Origin of the sequence: Halanaerobium sp. DL-01, assembly GCF_003338615.1 — a bacterium.
Taxonomy (GTDB): domain Bacteria; phylum Bacillota; class Halanaerobiia; order Halanaerobiales; family Halanaerobiaceae; genus QPJE01.
This window is the reverse complement of sequence record NZ_QPJN01000016.1, coordinates 39,461-54,296: the sequence shown is the minus strand read 5'-3', so window position 1 is coordinate 54,296 and position 14,836 is coordinate 39,461. Positions and strand designations below refer to the sequence as shown.

The window sequence follows — 14,836 nt, the reverse complement described above, 5'->3', positions numbered from 1 at the left end:
TATTAGCTAAACATAATAATTGAAATTCAAAACCGTCTGCTATTTTCTCGGGGCAAGCCCACGAGGTTTGCTAGCAGACTATAACTTCTATCACGCAAAAACTTGTCAAGATCACTTAATTTAGCGTCTGCTTTGACCTGCAGCTGCAGCCAGTATTCTGACCTATATGTCCCTTTAATATAAATATGATAATATAAAGTTTTCTGAGCTTGTTCTTCTGCAACTATTTTGTCATAATTCTTATTTAGACATGATTTTAAATGTCTGGACATTCCTGATTGAGTATATTCATTACCACAAATTTTGCATTTACCTTTCATAAAAATTATCTCTCCGATTTTTTAATTTATATATTTAAAAATGACGCTCAAGCTTAGTTTTTATTTCTTCCGGGTCATATTCTTTAAACCTCTGATTTTTAGCCCACTCCAGCATTGACTCGTAATCTTCATGCTCGGGATTTGATATGATTTGCATAAATTCATCAAAACCACCTACTCCTCCTACATCTTCCGGGGGAGCAGTTCCATCTCCTTCTAAAAAGGTCGGCTGATTTGACTTATAATCTTCTATGATTTTTTCAGTTTCTAGATAATGCTGCCAATTATCACCATAATCATAAATGTATTTTATTCTGGCAGGCAAAACATCTTTTAATTTAACTTCATTTTCTACCGCCAGTTCAAAATCTTCATCTTGATAGTTCAATTCATACTTATTATATTCTAAATTATCCTGATTTATTGTTAGATTCAAAATAGCCTTATAGCCGTTCCGGTGATATTCTCCATGGTTCCAATTTTTAGTATCATCTTTTTCTTCACTGTAGACAAAAAATTCATGCAGATGGTAATCCTGCCAGTTATAGAGCTTCTGCAAAACATTATGCAGCTCTCTAAAGGTATAACTTAGGGGTACTATTACTTTTCTCCAGGCTTCATATTTACCCAGTTCAAGTTCAACTTTTAAAACAGCTGCTTTAGTCTCGATTACATCTTTTTCTCCATAATATTCTGCTAATTCCTGCTGCAGAGATTTATCAGGATAAAAATAATCTTTATTATCATTTTTGCGGAGCATATTATTTATATTCTTTGCTACTTGAGGCTGATAAATTTCATTTTCATTAAATCTATCAGCAAATCTTTTGGCCTCTTTACAGGAATTATTCATTCTGGCTATATGACTTCTATTTTTTGCTTTCTGATAGAAAAAATCTTCAAATTGAGATAAATATTTTTCTATTAAACTTCCCTTAATTCCTTCACGCTCAAAAGATCTTTTTATTCCCTCTTTGACCCGGTCTGGAAAATGATTAAGATCATCTTTTTTCACACCATATAATATCACAGTATAATCACATGCATCATTAACTAAAACTACTGTTTTTCTCCGATTAATTCTTAAAAAATTAGCATGCCAGGAAAATAAAGCAGGTCTTTCTTTTTGCTCAAATTCTTCCAGATTTAATTCATCTCTCAACTTTTTAGTTGCCTGGATCAGCATATTTATCAGTCCTTTTAATGCGTTTTTTCAATATTGATTTCATTCTAATTATATCATCACCATTTTACAAGAAAACTAAATAAAAATGCAGCTGACCTCCTTTTTTGATATAATATCTTTAATGAAAAATAAATACCCAAGAAAGGATGCATATGCTAAACTAAAAGTGTACCAAAAATAATGTTCTGCTAATCGAAAAGTGTACCACCTCAACACCATCTCCTGTATAATTGATTTATCCAATAATCATTATAAACAGGAGGTAAGAAAGGTGAAAGAGATGGCACAATATAATTATATTAGGTTTCTATATTTTAATCAAAAGAAAAGTAAAAGAGCTATTGCAAGTGAACTTGGAATACATCGCGATACTGTAACTAGAGCTATTGCAAACCCAGAACAAAAGTACAGGTTAAGTACAGACAGACCTCAGCCAGTAAATGGTGATTTTAAAAAGCGAATAAAAGTAATGGTTAAAGAAAACAATGAAGCTCCTAAAGGACAAAAACTAACAAAACTCAGGATGTATGAATTGCTTTGTGAAGAAGGCTATTCAGGTACTTATTCTTCCTTTACCTATCAGTGCAGAAAGGAGGAAGAAGAACTTCATATACACCAGCAGGAAGCCTATCTGAAACTGGTCCCAATTAGTGGCTCCCTGCAGGTTGATTTTGGTGAAGTATACTCTAAACGAAATGGAGTACCAGTCAAAAAGCATGCCTTCTGTGCTAAATTATGCTCTGGCAAAGGTGAATTTGTTAAAACCTATCCGAGAGAACAGACAGAATTCTTTTTTGATGGACTTAGTTCAGCCTTTAAATTTTTTGGTGGTATCCCCAAAAAGATTATTTTTGATAATCTTAAACCAGCAGTAAAAACAGTTCTTAAAGAACAGGATCGTATACTGCAGCAGGAATTCCTTAAAATACAATCATTTTACTCTTTTGAAGCAGAGTTTTGTGGACCTGGCAAGGGTAACGAAAAGGGATTAGTTGAGAATTAAGTAAAATATGTCCAGAATAATTACTTCTTACCAAGACCAGAATTTATCAGTTTTGAAGATACAAATCAGAAGCTGCTTAAAAAATGTCAGCATAGACTCAGGACCAGAAAACATCTCGGTGAAACCTGGGAGAAAAGGCTGTTAGCAGAAGATTTTCTTCCTCTAACAGAAATTTATGAGTATGCCCGTCTTAAAGATGTTAAAGTTAACAGCTATCAGCTGGTTCATATAGATACCAACCGTTATTCTGTACCGACTGAATATGTTGGTAAAAGACTACAGGCCAGACTATATCCATTTGAAATCAGACTGGTCTACAATGATAAAGTGGTTGCCGAACATGATAGATTATTCGGTAAAAACAAAGAAGTTCTTAACCCTTATCACTATTTGAGCGTAATTAGAAAGAAAGCTAGAGCCTATGAACAGGCAAAAGTAATCCAGGATTGGAATTTGCCAGAAATATATACTGAATATCATAGATTAATTCAGGCTCATTTAGGATCAAAATCTAAAGGAACCAGAGAATTCATTGATATTTTGAGACTGACAGAAGAATATTCAGTTCCAACTATCGCTAGAATTTTAAAAGAACTTGATCAGAAAAACAGATACAGCTATCAGGATGTATTAAGTGTACTGCGTTACCAAACTCAGTGTACCACTGGTACACAGTATTTAGCAGATGATATCCTGAAAGAACTTAATATTGAGCATATCCACACTACTCATCTTCCCTTAAGCGAGTACGATTCTTTACTGGTAAAAGGTGGTGAGATAAATGGATGATAAATTAAGAGAACAGCTTAAATTTTGCCGCCTGCCAGGTATTGTAGAATGCTATGATGATATCTTAAAAGAGGCCAGAGATAAAAGCTGGGATCATGAGCAATTTTTTAGTAATCTTGTTGAATATGAAGTTATCATGCGAGAAAACAACAGATTTAATAGACTTTTAAAACAGGCTAAATTTCCTAATTTAAAGACAATCGAACAGTTTAATTTTTCTGAAGCTCCCTTTTTATCCAAAACTGAAGTTATGGAACTATTTAGCTGCAAATTTATTGATCAAAATACCAACATAATATTTCTAGGATCACCAGGTACTGGCAAATCCCATTTGCTGATTTCAATAGGTATTGAGGCCTGCAGACAGGGTAAAACAGTTGGATTCTTTACTGCAGCTGGTTTGTGTAATCAACTGATTGAAATGCAGGAAGAACAGCAGCTGCTCAAATTTTTAAAGAAGATCAGTAAATTAGATTTATTATTAATTGATGAATTGGGCTTTGTTGAATTATCAAATCAGGCGACACAACTAATGTTTCAAATCTTTTCAGAACGATATGAAAAAGGATCTATATTTTTAACCAGCAATCTTGAATTTGCTGAATGGGCTAAAGTATTTCATGATGAAAGAATGACTGCTGCAATTATTGATAGACTGATTCATAACAGCAAGATAATGTTATTTAATGGATCTAGTCATCGGCTCTTAGATCAGCAGAAGAAAACAAAGAAAGCCCAGTAATTTTAACTACAGAAGGAGTAATTTCTTCTCCTTCTCTTTTTTGAACTAGGTGGTACACAATTCGATTGGTAGGGTGGTACATTTTTCGCTTGACAAAAGCAAAAGGAAATCAGCCACACAAACAGTATATCAAATAACTCACAAACTATCTACCATACAATTAAAAACAATTTAAAAAATTTTAAATAAATACCGTACTGTCTTTACCAAAAAAAGTTTTTAGATCTTCTACATAGATATCTTTTTCACGGCAGTATTTAGCAGTTTCTAGTTCTGAGAGACTTACAGTTTCTAAAACAGCCTGAAACTTATCACCGGAAGACCATTTACTTGCTTTTTTATTGCTGGTTGGATTACTCTTTAAAACTTTAGATCTCCAGGTGTAGAGAGTATTAACGGGTATATTAGTTTCTCTAGCTATATCAGGTGCTTTTTCAGCATTAGGTGGAGCCAGTCTTTTAAATATGGACTCTTTTAATTTTTTAGAATAAACTTTTCTTGGCATTGTAATTCTCCTTAGGATTTATTGTCGTTACTCTATTATACACAGATTTTTTTTGTGCCCCACGACAACTAGTCTACCATATAGGGATTTGTGGCATCGTATCTACTCCTTTTAAATTTTTCCTTTTATATAAATTTTCCTGATAATATAAATGAAGCTAAATATACGCTCAAAAAAATTATATAAATGCTTGAATTTATACGCATATCATATTATAATATATGCATAAAAGAAAAGGGAGTGTTGACCTTGAGAAAAAACATATATATTTCCGAAGATGATAAAAAAAATTGGGATAAACTTGGTAAAATATCTGAAAAAAAAGATAGATCTATAAGCTGGCTTGTGAATAAAGCAATTGAACAATATATAAAAAAATTTGATGATTCTACTGAAAGGTGATTAAAATAATGAACAAAAACAATTATATCAAAATAAAAATCAAAAAGAAAAATTTTAAACAAGAAAGTTCAGAAAATATTTTAAGTGAAATAAATAAATATTTTGATGAAAATGAGTTGTTCCTTAAAAAGAATAATGATAATGACATTTTAATATATCTTAATAGTTTTGATATAAATAAATTTGAAAGTTTTTTCAATGAAAAACCTGAATATTTTCAAGTTATTAAACAAAAAATTAATAAAAATAAAAGTTATGGTATTGATAATGGTAAAAAAATATATATTGATTATAATAAAGAACGCAAAGTAAAAAACAGAAAGAAAAAAGAAACAGCTAGAGGTAAATATTATTATGCAAAAGATAATAATTTTAAAAAACAAAATAATAAGCTAACAGAAGAAAAGATTAATCAAATTGTATGCGCTGATAGTTTAGAATATCTAAAAACAATACCTGATAATTCAATTGACCTTATTTTTACTTCACCACCGTATAATTTTGGATTAGATTATGAAGCAACCGATGATTCAATAAAGTGGCAGCAGTATCTAGATCAACTCTTTGCTATTTTTGATGAATGTATTAGAGTTCTAAAATATGGTGGTAGATTTGCTGTAAATATTCAACCCTTATTTTCTGATTACATTCCACTTCATCATATCGTAGGTAAATATTTCATAGATAAAAAGATGATTTGGAAAACAGAAATATTATGGGAGAAAAATAATTACAATTGTAAATATACTGCCTGGGGAAGTTGGAAAAGTCCTTCAAGCCCTTATTTTAAATATACATGGGAATTTGTTGAAGTTTACTGTAAAGGCGATATCAAAAAAACTGGTAAAAAAGAAAATATAGACATAACTGCTGATGAATTTAAAGAATGGGTATACTCAAAATGGAGTATTGCACCCGAAAGAAATATGAAAGAATATGATCATCCTGCAATGTTCCCAGAAGAACTAGCCAGAAGAATACTTAAATTATTTAGCTATCAAGAAGATATAATTTTGGATCCATTCGGTGGAGTAGGTACTGTTGCCGCAGTAGCCAAGAAGGAAAACCGAAAATATATTTCAATAGATATATCTGAAGAATATACTAAAAAAGCTCGTGAAAGAGTAAAAAAAGTACCTAAACAGTTAAAATTGAATCTTGAATGAGAAAAAAATTATAGATTATAATAAACTAAAATTATTGGTGGAAAAAATTTTCTCAACCAATAATTTTCTGCTTTTTTTAAATGTAATTTTCTAATAACTATCCTACATCAGGATTTAGAATTTTACCCGGCAGTATTATTTCATTTAATTTATTAACCTGTCTTATATCTTCATGAAGTTCTTTAAAGAAAGTATATGTAATCTCTTTGCTTATGTTTTTACCAGTCTCCTTTCTTAATACATATAATTCATCAATTGGACTTTGCGGTGAATATTTATCAAGAGCTACTTCATTAGTTTCCATTATGATATATGTTTTAGCATTAGGAGTACCATTTTTTATTTTTTGAGCTGAAAACTGTGCTTCACTATACATTGTTTTATCCAAATAAGTTTTACATTCAATTGCAACAATAGGAATAAATATTTCATATTTGTTTTTTTGGGCGTCAACATAAATATCGAAATTTTTACCAATACAAAAATCTACATCTTTAGTTTGAATATTTATATTGCCATTATGATCTAATTTAATCCCAGCAAATATATTTTTATTATTAAACTCTAATCCCATACCCTCTATTTCAGGTATATCTTTAAAAAGATAACCCATAAATTCCTCTAATATAGTGGATCTGAATTTTGATTGGGAACTAATGTTATGTTTTCTTTCAAATGATTCTGCAATTTTATAATATTTATTTATTAATTCAACTTTACTATACACTGCTTCTTTATTGATATCAGTAATAGACATCAAATTATTTTTAAAGGATAAATAATAATTTTTTCTAAAATCTTTTAATTCCTGTCTAATTCCTTTATATGGTTTTGACTTATTAATTTTTGTATCAATATTATTTCCATGATAAAACCAATTGTTCATAATGTTAACATCTCCCTATTGTGTTATTCTAATTTATAGAAATTGATCAAAGACAACCTTATCCTGAGAAAAGTTATCAGCAGTGCCATTAATAAAGGCTGGGTGAATAAATTTATATTGTTAAACATTAAAATCATCTTCTGTTATAGTATAGGTTATAGGTATAGTATGCCATAATTGGAGATTGAAATGAATAAATTCAGTTATATTAAGTGAATTTCATAAAAATAAGCCTTGATATAACAAAGATTTTAATGATATAAAAAGGGCTTCACCCCATTCTTGTCGAATTTAATAGTAACACCTAAAAAAACAGAAAGAAGGTGAAGCCTATTAATACTATTCGACAAGAATGTCTCTTTCCCTTTGAAGAATTGCTGAATTTATCGGAAACAGACAAATTAATTTGTATTTTAGATCCTATTGATTTAAAACCTATTGTTGAAAAGATTAAGCCTAAGTCTAATGGAGGACCAACTGGATACAATCCAGAAGCTATTTTAAGAGCTTTTCTGGTCCAACAGATCGAAAAGATTCCCACCAGAGCAGACTTAGTAAGTAAAATTGATAGAAGTCCATATCTCAGATATGTCTGCGGTTTTTCTACCACTGGTAAGGTCCCAGTGAAGCAACATTTAGCCGATATTACAGCAAATTATCTGAGACTGATGAACTGGAAATACTGATGAATAATCTTTTGGATCAATGTATAGATTTTGACTTATTGGACACTGAGACAATGGCTATTGATGCTTCAAAACTGGAATCCTATGAACGAGCTAAACCAAGGTCAAAGATAGATAAGGAAAATAATTCTACCCCTGATTGGGGTACTAAATTCGACTCCCATAAAAATCAGATAACCTGGTTTGGCTGGAAGATACATGCTGCAGTTGAAACTAACTCAGAATTACCAATTGCTTTAACTTTGACTCCAGCCAATCATGCAGATAAAACTCAGGCAATATCTTTAGTTGAAAAGGTTAATGACTTTTTAGCTGAAAGAGATTTAACTAAACCTAAATACTGGACTATGGATTCAGGTTATGACTATACTGATATCTATGAGTATATTCTCTTTGAGCAGGAATCTCAGACCATTATCCCAATTAACAAGCGTAATGCTAAACAGCCACCAGCTGGTTTCTATGATTTTAAAGGAACACCAGTCTGTAGTGGTGGACACAAAATGTATTACTGGGGTCATTACAAAGGGGTCAATAAATTTAGATGCCCACATGTATGTGGTAAAGTTGATTGTATTCATGGAACTAAGTGGTGTTCTAACAGCAACTATGGTCGAGTAACTAAAACCAGACCAAAAGAGAACCCCAGATATATTTCAACTCCACATAGGGATTCTAGAACCTGGAGAAAGATCTACAACGAAAGAACCAGTGTTGAAAGAACTTTTTCCAGATTAAAAGAGCATCTAAATTTAGAGAACTTAACTGTAATGGGAGCTAAAAAAGTTAAAACTCATTTGTTATTAAGCTCTATTAGTTTGATAGCTGCAGATTAACTCACAGAGAAACCATTTTTGGAAAATCTTAGGTGTAAAATCTTATTGAGCGAAAAGCGTAAAATATTATTTGACATTCACAACATTATTTTGGGTACACTTTTAGTTTAGCATATGCATGAAGATATACTGAAAATTACAGAGCTGTAAAGTTCAATGAAAACTTACAGCCCTATTTTTATTTCTCTCTATTCTATTTTTTTGTCAGCTTTATTTACTGCTTCCACAAATTTATCCCACTCTTCTTTTCTAAAGGCACAGCTTGCCGAAACATCTTCTGAAGCAATAAATAGACCAATTTCTTCATTAGAAGCATTTACTCCTACAGTTAACTTTTCACCAATTTTTACTTCATCTAAGATTTCTTCCATAAATATCCCCCTATTTCATTAATTTTTTAATGATTGATCTACCGATAACTTTATTTTTGGCTCGTTTAGCAATTCTTTTAGGACTGCCGCTGCTTAAAGTTTCTGCATCATTTGCAATTCTGGCCAGCTTGTAGAGAAAAGAAACGAACTTTGCCATTTGGATCACCTCTTAAAAAATAATTTAAAGTTTAATACCTGAATCAAATACAATATTTCTTCTGTTATTTTTATAATATCACAGAAGTGTGACAACATTATGTCAGACTGATATCAAAAAAATATTTAAATTTATTGCTTATCATTAATTTAAGAAAACTGTCTCTCTATTCATTTTTAATTTTATTGAAGTAAAAGCTTTAAAAACAACTAATTTTTATTACCCAATTTAGCCTGGAATCTTATATATTTTTACAGCCAGTAAGAAGTAAAACCATCTTCTTCAAAGCGCCGCAGCATATATGCTGTTTTTTCTGCTGATTCCGGATACTTAAAGCTTTCCTGATTTGCCTGATAATAATTCCAGACTCTATTAGACAGCTGACCGTTTTCTTGACTGAAGCTGCTTCCACTAAAGAAATCAAATAATTCCAGCAGTATTTCTTTAATGATGGCTGAACTACCCTGGATCCTGGGTAATACCTTTTGCAGAATTTCCTTATCAAAGGCAGTATTCTTATCTAATAATTCTTTATCCAAAGCCTCGACTATGTAAAAATTAATCTCATCTCTGATTCTGTAGCCTACCTGTAAGTTTGCTTTTTTAAGAATCTTATTTAATCTTTCCAGTTCTTCAGTTGTTCTTTGGACTTCATCTTTTTTAGCAGGCAGCAGATCTTTTAGATTTAAATACTCAGTTTTTAGAAATTGATTATTTACCTTTAAGCTCTGAGCCTGCACTGAATAATCTTCCTCTAAAAAGGCTGTTAAATCAATCTGATTGAATTCAATTGTATTTGCTCTATCTAATACCTTTTTGCTGAACGGATGAGTCGTTTCATCCATATTAACCGTTCCAATTAGATAGAGGTTGTCCGGTATATATAGATTAGAGTATTTAGATTTAGAATTATTTTTATCATTTGGATCAAAGTCATTCTCATTTAGTAATCTATCTGTTTTAATCTGATCACCATCATAGTGTCGGGTCTCCATTTTTGATAAAAAATCACTAAAATAATATTCCACTCGAGCCAGGTTCATTTCGTCAAGACAAACTAAATAGGGATTAGCTGGATCTGCAGCAGCTTTTTTGATTGTTTCTAATATCGGGCCAGGCTGAAAGTTTCCTCTAATATTGCTGTATCCTAAGAGATCGGCACTGTCATTCCAGTCTGGTTTAACTGAAATTAATTTAAAGCGGTCATTTTCTGAGCTGCAGCCAATAGCCCCGGCAAATAGTTCTACCAGTTTTGTTTTACCAGTACCTGATATTCCTGCCAGCAGGACAAAGGGTTTTGTTTTTAGAGAAAGATAGAAGTTTTCGATTAGGTTATCAGGATAGGTATAGCCCTGAGCTTTAATGTAGTTTTTGATTTGAGTTAGTATTTCTTTAGTGGTTAGTTGATTAATTTCTGCTACCATTGGATCCTCCTCTAAAAGAGCAAATTCTGGCCAATTAGTTTCTTTAGCTTTATTTTGAATAATTGTTAATGCTTTTTTGCTAAAATAAAATAAATACCCTTGATTAACTCCACCTAATTTATTGATTGGGCCTTTTTTAATATCTAATTCTACTATTTCTTGATTGAATTGACCTAAATTAACTGTAGGTTCTAGTTTATAATATTCAGTTTTAATTAATCTACCTTCTCTATTCCAGTCATCTGCTTCCATACTTGTCGGTTTTTCTGATTTAACTGCTCCTTCTTTAACCTGACTTACATATCTTAAGGACCCATTGGCATAATGGAGAATTATGTCTCCTGGTTTAACTTCAGTCATTGTCTCCCAATGATACTGAGTTGTCCCACCTTTACTTTCTATTGGTGCCCAGAGTATTCCTTCACTTTTTTCGGCTTCCATAGTTTGACCTTGGTTAACCCACCAGACATTTGGATCAAATTTATTATATGTAATATCAGTCTCTTCACCTTTAATTAATTCAATTTCGTATTCATTACTATTTTTTTTGAGAAATTTAAGTTTTGGTCGTTCCTGACCACTTCCATAGCTGCTATCTTCTTCAAATTTTTGATACCAAAAAGGTAATTCATCTTTTAAAACATTAGCAAAGTCCTGTCTCCACATGATCCGATAGCGGTCTAAGCTTATATGTTCAAACCTAGCATAATACTCTTCCTCATTGTAATTCAAAATAATTTCTTTATTGCTACCTTCTTCAATATCCTCTATTTCAAAATATTTGATTATATCTTTTGGAATTCCAGTTTCATTATTATGTAGTACTGATTTATCAATAATTTTAAGAAAAATATTTTCTGCAAGTATTCTCCAGAAGTTTGAAGAATACAGTATTTTATCTCTATTATTTTTTTCTATTTCTTTTCTAAAGTTGTCTATTGAACCATATTTATCTAATACTTTTTCTAGTCTGCTATTTGCTAAAGGATTGGCTCCCATGATAGAGAGGCTTTTATATCCAAATTCATCCATTAATACCTTTTCAGAGGGTATATCTAAAATATGAACATCATTTAAACAAAATATATATTCAAAGGGAGTCCCATCACTTTCCCATATATATTCCGCCACTTCTTGGTTATGAAAACGATATTTAAAGATACCTGACATTACAATCTGATCATCATTGTACATTAAACAGAGATCATCTTCGTTCATCCTGGCCCAAACGTTATCTTTGTTTTTGTTATCAGGAAATCCCCAGCATTTCATTTCAGCATCAGGATAAATTGAAATTAAATCATTATATGTAGCTTCTGAAATCATGTTTTTCTCATATAATTCATTAATATCAACAGAGCTTTTTATAGTTCTATTAAAATTTGTTTTTTCTCCAATGATTAAATAGATTCTTTTATCATTATCAGCCATTTTTATGCTCCTTATTTATTTAAGCTATTATAATTGATCATATTTTTCTTTTGAGTTATATGATTTTTCTACAGGATATTTCTTTTGATTCTTTTCTAATTTCTTTTTTACAGCTTCATCTAAGTCTATATCTAATTTATCTGCCATTAAAGTACAATAAATTAGTATATCTGCTAATTCATCCTGTAGTTCTTGATAATTATTTTCCATAGTTTCCTGAGAATTATTCCACTGAAATAGTTCTAATAATTCAGCTGCTTCTAAAGAAATAGAAATAGCCAAATCTTTAGGATTATGAAATTGAGACCAATTACGGTCATCTCGAAATTTAATTATTTTTTCTATTAATTCTTTATCCATTATCTTAACTCCAATCTAAAAACTTATTTCATAGTTATTAAAGCAGCATTAATCCTTCGCACATACTGCCAATATACATTATTATATTTTTGAGCTAGTTTCATCAAATCAGGTGTTTCAAAATAGAAAAAGATATGTTTAGGTAAATCTAGCAATGATATTTGTGGAGAATCAACATAGTGTTTGCCATATAATTTTAAAAAACTTATCATTAATTCCTCATCAACTTGAAATTTATCTTTCCAAGTATAATTATTACCTTCTACTTCTATTAGAGAAAAGTCAACTAATGTATTTAAAAAGTTTCTTAATGAACGGCGAGCAATATCTCTTTCTCCAATATTTTGATAAGCCTTTTCTCTTAAATAATTAGAATCAATGGTTTCTTTGCTACTATAATTTCTATAAATTTCTTTTGAAAACTTTTGTAATATTGGAGCTTTCACTAATAAATTAAAAAGCATTAATGGTTTAGCTCTTTCAAATGATTCTTCTTTCACCATATTGAATATCAAATTATCTGTAACTTTCCTCCCCCTTGAATTATCAATATCTTTCAAGAAATATCTTCCCATAACTGTAATTACTTTTCTTTTCCCAGTTTTACCATCTAATTCAACTAAAATATTATCAATTTTATCTCTCTTTTTATAAATTGTATCTCCAACTTCTAAAATATCAATAGTCTTATAAATCCATTCTGGTTTTAACGGTCTATCAAAGCCTTTCATCCAATCACCTCTATAAATGGTATTATTACTTCTTCAATATTTACTCCTCCATGAGTAAAACCTGCTTCACTGTTGCCGAATTTTCTTCGGTTTTTCATAGTTAATATGTATTCTTCACCAATAATATTAGGGAAATTTAAAACCAGTCTATTTTCAAATTCTTCATTTTCTGCTAATTTTCGACTTCTATATAATACTGAGCGAGATGCTCTTTTCTCTATTAAATCTCTACTGGGATTAAATCCATTTCCTTCACAATATAAATTCCCATGATCTGAACATAAATACACTCTAAAGTTATTTTCAATTAATTTATTAATAACAGCTGAAAATTCACTTTCATCAAGAAAGTTTTCCAAATTATTAAATTTCAAACTTTCACTTGTAGCTTGATGAGCAATTTCATCAACAAAATTATAAATTAATCCAATATACTCATAACCTAATAACTCAAAAATCTTCGGTTCATTAGTTCTCTCAAAGAATATATTTTGATTTTTTATCTTCTTACTTTCTAATACATTTTCTCTGAATAGCTTCTCCTCATCATATCTACCATCATCTTCTAATGGTGTTTTAGCTGAAAAAATCGCCCGACGTGAATAAGAAGTTATAGTTGGTATTATTGCAAAAGAAAAATGGCTGTGATATTTTAAATCTAAATTACTATCTAAATAATTTTTTATCACAAACCAATCCTTATAACTCATCCCATCTAGACAAATAAGTGCTGTTTTTTGATCATTCTTTAGTAAGTAAGGAAGTATTTTATTGTTCAATGGAGCATATTTAAATCTTTGATCATAAACTAAGTCGTTATAATCATTGGTAATAAAGTCCAAAAAATTATTATCAACTCTTTTTGAAAGCTCATTTAAATCATTATTAAGTTTATTATTCTCATTTAAATAAACTAAATGTGACCATTTTTTTGCAATATTACCCCAAACAATGCTATTAATTTCTTGGTCTAATAAACGACTTAACAAATCATATTCTTTATGAAAAAATTCTTTAACAGTCAATTTATTAAAATTAATAATACCACTGTTAAAACTAAAATTATTTTTTATTTTATTTGTAACATAATCAATATCAATATTTTCTTTTATTAAATCTAATTTTTCCATATAGCCTTGTTCAAAACAATTATCTAAAATATATTGAATTTTTTTATCATCAAAATCTAACTTAGAATTCTGATTAATAATATACTGATACCATTGGTCTTCCAACCAATTAAAAAATTTTTTTTGATTAGTTAGATTATTAATATTTACATTTAATTTTTTACCATCCTCTACAACTATTTTTCTTATTGCACCTTTGAGTTTTTCATGATTAAAATAATATTTAATTAATAATGAAATTAGTGATTCTAAATTATCAATTGGTAAAGAAAAACTATATAAATTTTTTAAAACATATTTTAATGTTTCATTGTAATTTAACTTTTCATATCTTTTGAAGTTATTCTGATAATGATTATAAAGAGCTCTTATTTCTGAATTAGAAATCCAATCAATTGCTCTTTTATTTAATAAAGGGAAAACATCTTCTAAAGAAATTTTGACTATTCGAAAATGATCCAAAAAATAACTTGATAAATTCTTATCTGATTCTACTATCACTAGTAATGAAGAATTAATATTTTTGATCTTTTTTCTCAGTTTTAACTCCATTGTATAATAATAAAATTCATTAAAACTTTCTGACAGCTGATCAGCTAAAAAATCATTAGCTAGTAAATCGTCATCATCTATAACAAATATTATTTCATGTTGATATTCATTTAATTTTTCAATTATCTTATTATACCATTTCTCCATAATATCACCTAT

At 29.9% G+C, this 14,836-nt stretch carries 17 protein-coding genes; 7 read left to right on the top strand and 10 right to left on the bottom strand.

The window, feature by feature from the left end:
- Window positions 1-26: 26 nt before the first annotated feature.
- Window positions 27-320 carry a hypothetical protein gene (locus DER71_RS07120; protein ID WP_114474469.1) on the bottom strand — a complete coding sequence of 98 codons (294 nt, stop codon included), beginning with the start codon at window positions 318-320 and terminating at the stop codon, window positions 27-29.
- A gap of 34 nt (window positions 321-354) precedes the next feature.
- Window positions 355-1,506 carry a plasmid pRiA4b ORF-3 family protein gene (locus tag DER71_RS07115; protein ID WP_114458247.1) on the bottom strand — a complete coding sequence of 384 codons (1,152 nt, stop codon included), beginning with the start codon at window positions 1,504-1,506 and terminating at the stop codon, window positions 355-357.
- A 280-nt stretch (window positions 1,507-1,786) separates the two neighbouring features.
- Here DER71_RS07115 and istA point away from each other — a divergent pair, with 280 nt between their 5' ends.
- The 3 genes from istA (at window position 1,787) to istB (ending at window position 4,040) form a co-directional block, all read left to right on the top strand.
- Complete coding sequence (gene istA, locus DER71_RS07110; RefSeq protein ID WP_233487386.1) at window positions 1,787-2,509, top strand: IS21 family transposase; 723 nt, start codon at window positions 1,787-1,789, stop codon at window positions 2,507-2,509.
- 327 nt (window positions 2,510-2,836) lie between these two features.
- Window positions 2,837-3,298, top strand: coding sequence for a hypothetical protein (locus tag DER71_RS07105; RefSeq protein WP_114474467.1), 462 nt, complete (start codon window positions 2,837-2,839; stop codon window positions 3,296-3,298).
- On the top strand, window positions 3,291-4,040 hold the full coding sequence (gene istB, locus DER71_RS07100; RefSeq protein WP_114459018.1) for an IS21-like element helper ATPase IstB: 750 nt from the start codon (window positions 3,291-3,293) through the stop codon (window positions 4,038-4,040). The genes DER71_RS07105 and istB overlap by 8 nt, the downstream gene beginning before the upstream one ends.
- A 181-nt stretch (window positions 4,041-4,221) precedes the next feature.
- Here the strand turns inward: istB and DER71_RS07095 are convergent, their stop codons facing one another.
- Window positions 4,222-4,545: a hypothetical protein gene (locus tag DER71_RS07095; RefSeq protein ID WP_114474466.1), complete on the bottom strand. Its 324-nt coding sequence runs from the start codon at window positions 4,543-4,545 to the stop codon at window positions 4,222-4,224.
- 249 nt (window positions 4,546-4,794) lie between these two features.
- On the opposite strand from DER71_RS07095, the gene DER71_RS11950 reads away from it, so the two are divergent.
- Both DER71_RS11950 and DER71_RS07090 read left to right on the top strand, forming a co-directional pair.
- Window positions 4,795-4,947 (top strand): hypothetical protein, encoded by a 153-nt coding sequence (locus DER71_RS11950; protein WP_158531737.1) that lies wholly within the window; start codon window positions 4,795-4,797, stop codon window positions 4,945-4,947.
- An 8-nt stretch (window positions 4,948-4,955) separates the two neighbouring features.
- Complete coding sequence (locus tag DER71_RS07090; RefSeq protein WP_114458245.1) at window positions 4,956-6,113, top strand: site-specific DNA-methyltransferase; 1,158 nt, start codon at window positions 4,956-4,958, stop codon at window positions 6,111-6,113.
- 97 nt (window positions 6,114-6,210) lie between these two features.
- On the opposite strand, the gene DER71_RS07085 is transcribed toward DER71_RS07090, so the two are convergent.
- Window positions 6,211-6,999: a Bpu10I family restriction endonuclease gene (locus DER71_RS07085; RefSeq protein ID WP_114458244.1), complete on the bottom strand. Its 789-nt coding sequence runs from the start codon at window positions 6,997-6,999 to the stop codon at window positions 6,211-6,213.
- 374 nt (window positions 7,000-7,373) lie between these two features.
- Here DER71_RS07085 and DER71_RS07080 point away from each other — a divergent pair, with 374 nt between their 5' ends.
- Both DER71_RS07080 and DER71_RS07075 read left to right on the top strand, forming a co-directional pair.
- Window positions 7,374-7,685 carry a transposase gene (locus DER71_RS07080; RefSeq protein ID WP_158531800.1) on the top strand — a complete coding sequence of 104 codons (312 nt, stop codon included), beginning with the start codon at window positions 7,374-7,376 and terminating at the stop codon, window positions 7,683-7,685.
- Window positions 7,685-8,521 carry a transposase gene (locus DER71_RS07075; RefSeq protein WP_114474464.1) on the top strand — a complete coding sequence of 279 codons (837 nt, stop codon included), beginning with the start codon at window positions 7,685-7,687 and terminating at the stop codon, window positions 8,519-8,521. The genes DER71_RS07080 and DER71_RS07075 overlap by 1 nt, the downstream gene beginning before the upstream one ends.
- 188 nt (window positions 8,522-8,709) lie before the next feature.
- Here the strand turns inward: DER71_RS07075 and DER71_RS07070 are convergent, their stop codons facing one another.
- From DER71_RS07070 to pglZ, 6 genes are all read right to left on the bottom strand, one after another.
- Window positions 8,710-8,892, bottom strand: coding sequence for a hypothetical protein (locus DER71_RS07070; RefSeq protein WP_114458242.1), 183 nt, complete (start codon window positions 8,890-8,892; stop codon window positions 8,710-8,712).
- Between the two features lie 10 nt (window positions 8,893-8,902).
- Window positions 8,903-9,049 (bottom strand): hypothetical protein, encoded by a 147-nt coding sequence (locus DER71_RS11945; RefSeq protein ID WP_158531735.1) that lies wholly within the window; start codon window positions 9,047-9,049, stop codon window positions 8,903-8,905.
- Window positions 9,050-9,300: 251 nt separating this feature from the next.
- Window positions 9,301-11,904 carry an McrB family protein gene (locus tag DER71_RS07065; protein ID WP_114474463.1) on the bottom strand — a complete coding sequence of 868 codons (2,604 nt, stop codon included), beginning with the start codon at window positions 11,902-11,904 and terminating at the stop codon, window positions 9,301-9,303.
- A gap of 27 nt (window positions 11,905-11,931) precedes the next feature.
- Window positions 11,932-12,264, bottom strand: coding sequence for a nucleotide pyrophosphohydrolase (locus tag DER71_RS07060; RefSeq protein ID WP_114474462.1), 333 nt, complete (start codon window positions 12,262-12,264; stop codon window positions 11,932-11,934).
- Between the two features lie 23 nt (window positions 12,265-12,287).
- Window positions 12,288-12,995: a hypothetical protein gene (locus DER71_RS07055; protein ID WP_114474461.1), complete on the bottom strand. Its 708-nt coding sequence runs from the start codon at window positions 12,993-12,995 to the stop codon at window positions 12,288-12,290.
- Entirely contained in the window at window positions 12,992-14,824 is a 1,833-nt protein-coding gene (gene pglZ, locus DER71_RS07050; protein ID WP_114474460.1) for a BREX-3 system phosphatase PglZ, read from the bottom strand. The genes DER71_RS07055 and pglZ overlap by 4 nt, the downstream gene beginning before the upstream one ends.
- Between the last annotated feature and the right edge of the window lie 12 nt (window positions 14,825-14,836).

Excerpts from the sequence above, each read along its gene's own strand:
- DER71_RS07120 (WP_114474469.1), bottom strand. The coding sequence starts at position 320 with ATGAAAGGTAAATGCAAAATTTGTGGTAATGAATATACTCAATCAGGA.
- DER71_RS07115 (WP_114458247.1), bottom strand. The coding sequence starts at position 1,506 with ATGCTGATCCAGGCAACTAAAAAGTTGAGAGATGAATTAAATCTGGAA.
- istA (WP_233487386.1), top strand. The coding sequence starts at position 1,787 with ATGGCACAATATAATTATATTAGGTTTCTATATTTTAATCAAAAGAAA.
- istB (WP_114459018.1), top strand. The coding sequence starts at position 3,291 with ATGGATGATAAATTAAGAGAACAGCTTAAATTTTGCCGCCTGCCAGGT.
- DER71_RS07095 (WP_114474466.1), bottom strand. The coding sequence starts at position 4,545 with ATGCCAAGAAAAGTTTATTCTAAAAAATTAAAAGAGTCCATATTTAAA.
- DER71_RS07090 (WP_114458245.1), top strand. The coding sequence starts at position 4,956 with ATGAACAAAAACAATTATATCAAAATAAAAATCAAAAAGAAAAATTTT.
- DER71_RS07085 (WP_114458244.1), bottom strand. The coding sequence starts at position 6,999 with ATGAACAATTGGTTTTATCATGGAAATAATATTGATACAAAAATTAAT.
- DER71_RS07075 (WP_114474464.1), top strand. The coding sequence starts at position 7,685 with ATGAATAATCTTTTGGATCAATGTATAGATTTTGACTTATTGGACACT.
- DER71_RS07070 (WP_114458242.1), bottom strand. The coding sequence starts at position 8,892 with ATGGAAGAAATCTTAGATGAAGTAAAAATTGGTGAAAAGTTAACTGTA.
- DER71_RS11945 (WP_158531735.1), bottom strand. The coding sequence starts at position 9,049 with ATGGCAAAGTTCGTTTCTTTTCTCTACAAGCTGGCCAGAATTGCAAAT.
- DER71_RS07065 (WP_114474463.1), bottom strand. The coding sequence starts at position 11,904 with ATGGCTGATAATGATAAAAGAATCTATTTAATCATTGGAGAAAAAACA.
- DER71_RS07060 (WP_114474462.1), bottom strand. The coding sequence starts at position 12,264 with ATGGATAAAGAATTAATAGAAAAAATAATTAAATTTCGAGATGACCGT.
- DER71_RS07055 (WP_114474461.1), bottom strand. The coding sequence starts at position 12,995 with ATGAAAGGCTTTGATAGACCGTTAAAACCAGAATGGATTTATAAGACT.
- pglZ (WP_114474460.1), bottom strand. The coding sequence starts at position 14,824 with ATGGAGAAATGGTATAATAAGATAATTGAAAAATTAAATGAATATCAA.